The 3,141-nt window shown below is 31.6% G+C and carries 3 protein-coding genes; 1 reads left to right on the top strand and 2 read right to left on the bottom strand.

Annotated features, from left to right (window positions below; genetic code table 11):
• The coding region (gene ytxJ, locus ACMHJW_RS14570) for a bacillithiol system redox-active protein YtxJ (protein ID WP_413534129.1) at nt 1–317 on the top strand (317 nt) is incomplete at its 5' end.
• 110 nt (nt 318–427) lie between these two features.
• Here the strand turns inward: ytxJ and ACMHJW_RS14565 are convergent.
• Nucleotides 428–1,279 (bottom strand): CPBP family intramembrane glutamic endopeptidase, encoded by an 852-nt coding sequence (locus tag ACMHJW_RS14565; RefSeq protein WP_413534128.1) that lies wholly within the window; start codon nt 1,277–1,279, stop codon nt 428–430.
• Nucleotides 1,280–1,674: 395 nt separating this feature from the next.
• Nucleotides 1,675–1,983 (bottom strand): GIY-YIG nuclease family protein, encoded by a 309-nt coding sequence (locus ACMHJW_RS14560; protein WP_413534127.1) that lies wholly within the window; start codon nt 1,981–1,983, stop codon nt 1,675–1,677.
• Nucleotides 1,984–3,141 lie beyond the last annotated feature (1,158 nt).

Here is a 3,141-nt window from a genome sequence, read left to right as displayed (position 1 = left end):
TTACAACTTTAGACGATTTAGACCAAATTGACCAAGCATCTTTTAATGAACCAAAAATTATTTACAAACACAGTAAAACTTGTGGATTATGTGATATTATTTGGAATATTATAAAAGAAAGTGATTTTGAACTGAATTATTTAGATTTATTAACATATAGACCAATATCCAATGAGATTGAACGTCGTTACAATGTTCTGCACGAATCTCCACAAATCTTAATAATAAAAGATGGAAAATGTGTGTACAATGCATCACATCGTAAAATAAAAAATGAAGAAATTCAAAAACAACTAGATCAATTAGTTAATCAGTGATTGGATTGAACAATCTTCTTTGAAAAGTGCATTATATGGCACTAAATATGTTTTTTAACGCTCAAACATTACAATATTATTTAAAAAGTGCAATTAATTGCACTTTTTAATTACTCTTCATCGTATTTTTTTATAATCTCAAGAAATTGAGATTTTGTGATTCCCTTCTTGGATTTTAAATTGAAATCAATAATAAAATCAGTATCCAATCGTTCTGTTAGGCAAATCGTATCAACTAAATGATTGATAGAATATTGCTTAGAATCAATTGCATAAATCCATCCATTTGCAGAATCAATTGTTAATGATTGCTTTTCAGGTGTAAAATATTCGTGGTATTTAATAGTAACACTATAGTCACTGGTTGTAGATTCATATGGTTTTGAAAAATTAGAGTAGGCGATTCCCATTGTAATTGGCACAAAATTCCAAAATATATGGCAAACTATAGTTGAAATTAAATTAAATCTAACTCTCATAAAAGTATATAAATAACCGCCTATTGTTTGTGATCCAATTAAAATGGGTGATAAAAGTATGAGTTGTAAATTATATTGATTGTAATTGGTTAAATGAACGAAGCCAAATAAAAGTGGAATAGAGTAAACTAAATATCTAAATATATTTTTCCATTGTTTTTCTGTAATAAATTTTGCGAAGAGTGAGTTACGTCTTAGCGGGAAACGAAAGATTATTTCTTCTAGAATTGGAACAAAAAATATAGAAAAGATAATTATAAATGGTAGTGTTTCCGTTCTATAATCTAATTTCTCAATAATCTTCGGGGAAAGATTAAGCAATTCTAACACATACATCAATAGCAAAATTGGTAAGCATAATATAAAATCTAACAAAAAAGTATAAATGATATAGACTATATTTTTTTTAATAGAATAATCTTTAATTCGTTCGTCTGTTGGATTTTTATAAAAGGCAATTAATTGTTGTAGATAGATTTTCATTTATTATGTTAAGATTAGATACTGTAAATTTAGAATTATTAATTATACATATAAATAAATGAAATTTTTAAAGTTATTCAGAATTTGACGATCTAAGATGATAAAGAGATAAACAAAATGTCCGTTATTCTACACTAATTTCCGGTGACTGAGCGGAGTCGAAGTAATATTTCGTAGTCGAAGCCACCAATTTTTCTCCATTGAACTGTTGTTTTTTCTCTGTCTCTGTTTAACTACTAAATTCCGGTGACTGAGCGGAGTCGAAGTCATATTTCGAAGTCGAAGCCACCAATTTTTCTCCACTTAACTGTTGTTTTTTCTCAGTCTCTGTTTAATTACTAAATTCCGGTGACTGAGCGGAGTCGAAGTCATATTTCGAAGTCGAAGGGATATTTTTATTTCTTAAAATTTTTATAATGACTTTCATTCATACATTCTGCAGCATTTTTTAAATCTTCTGTTGCATTATTAATTAAGGATTCTTTCTTTTTTCGACTCCAACCCTGAATCTGTTTTTCTCTATAAAATGCCTCATCTATTCGTTGAAATTCTTCATAATATAAAAGTTTTACCGGCAAATGGTTACGTGTGTGATTTGAACCTTCTCCAATTTGATGTTGCTGTAAACGCAATTCTAAATTAGTTGTACTACCAATGTAGTAACTTCCGTCCGAACATAATAAAACATACATATAACCTTTCATATGTCTAATTTAATATTTTTTTTCTCTCCTCTGGTGACTGAGCGGAGTCGAAGTCATATTTCTGATTCGAAGCCACAAATTTTTCTCCATTGAACTGTTGTTTTTTCTCAATCGCTGTTTAATTACTAACTTCCGGTGACTGAGCGTAGTCGAAGTCATATTTCGGAGTCGAAATCACTAATTTTTCTCCACTGAACTGTTATTTTTCTCTGTCTAACTACTAAATTCCGGTGGCTGAGCGGAGTCGAAGTCATATTTCGTAGTCGAAGCCACCAATTTTTCTCCACTGAACTGTCGTTTTTTCTCTATCTCTGTTTAATTACTAAATTCCGGTAACTGAGCGGAGTCGAAATCATATTTTGGAGTGAAGCCACCAATTTTTCTCTACTTAACTGTTATTTTTTCTCTGTCTCTATTTAATTACTAAATTCCAGTGACTGAGCGTAGTCGAAGTCATATTTCGGATTCGAAGCTACAAATTTTTCTCCACTTAACTGTTATTTTTTGTCTGTCTCTGTTTAACTACTAAATTCCGGTAACTGAGCGGAGTCGAAATCATATTTTGGAGTGAAGCCACCAATTTTTCTCCACTGAACTGTTGTTTTTCTCTATCGCTGTTTAACTACTAAATTCTGGCGACTGAGCTGAGTCGAAGTCATATTTCGAAGTCTAAACCACAAATATTTCTCCACTTAACTGTTGTTTTCTCTCCGTCTCTGTTTAATTACTAAATTCCGGTGACTGAGCGGAGTCGAAGTCATATTTCGTAGTCGAAGCCACTAATTTTTCTCCACTGAATTGTTGTTTTTTCTCTGTCTCTGTTTAACTACTAAATTCTGGTGACTGAGCGTAGTCGAAGTCATATTTCGTAGTCGAAGCCACCAATTTTTCTCCACTAAACTGTTATCTTTTATGTATCTCTGTTTAACTTCTAAATTCCGGTGACTGAGCGTAGTCGAAGTCATATTTTCTTCAATTTATCGTCACCTTTTCTCTGTCTCTGTTTAACTACTAAATTCTGGTGGCTGAGCGGAGTCGAAGTCATATTTAGGAGTCGAAGTCATCAATTTTCTCCACTGAACTGTCGTTTTTTCTCTGTCTCTGTTTAATTACTAACTTTCTGTGAATGAGTGGAGTCGAAGTCATATTTCGTAGTCG

This window comes from Empedobacter brevis (assembly GCF_965118635.1).
Lineage (GTDB): Bacteria > Bacteroidota > Bacteroidia > Flavobacteriales > Weeksellaceae > Empedobacter > Empedobacter brevis_A.
The sequence above is the reverse complement of the archived record's forward strand: the minus strand, read 5'-3'. Positions and strand labels throughout refer to the sequence as shown.

Bases quoted from the DNA above. Each gene is read 5' to 3' on its own strand.
- ACMHJW_RS14560 (WP_413534127.1), bottom strand. From the start codon at position 1,983: ATGAAAGGTTATATGTATGTTTTATTATGTTCGGACGGAAGTTACTAC.
- ACMHJW_RS14565 (WP_413534128.1), bottom strand. From the start codon at position 1,279: ATGAAAATCTATCTACAACAATTAATTGCCTTTTATAAAAATCCAACA.